Genomic DNA, 471 nt, shown 5'->3' on the forward strand with positions numbered 1-471 from the left:
GTATCCTGACTGGCGGCGTGTTTGGACAAGGTAGGCAGCAAGATTGTACCGAGTGCCACGCCCAAAACACCAGTAGGCAATTCCATCAGTCGGTCGGCGTAATACATCCACGACACACTGCCGGACTGCAAAAATGAGGCAAAAATGGTGTTGATAACCAAGGAAATCTGCGCCACGCTCACGCCTAAAATAGCCGGTGCCATCTGTTTCATCACGCGGTTGACCGCTGCGTCTTTAAAGCTGAGTTTGGGCATTTTCAAGAAGCCCAGTTTCGCCAACCAAGGCAGTTGGAACACCAGCTGCAACACGCCGCCGACAAATACCGCCCACGCCAAAGCCATAACAGGCGGATCAAAATACGGTATGAAAAACAGGGAAAAGACGATAAAGGAGATGTTCAAAAATGTCGGTGTGAAGGCGGGAATGCCGAATTTATGATAGGAATTGAGTATCGAGCCGACAAAAGAGGAT

The 471-nt window shown here is 49.9% G+C and carries 1 protein-coding gene; it reads right to left on the bottom strand.

Going from position 1 to position 471, the window contains the following annotated elements; translation table 11 throughout:
• On the bottom strand, window positions 1-471 hold a 471-nt coding region (murJ, locus tag ACTHUR_RS19935; RefSeq protein ID WP_440400529.1), incomplete at both ends, for a murein biosynthesis integral membrane protein MurJ.

Source organism: Neisseria sp. P0021.S007, assembly GCF_051956855.1.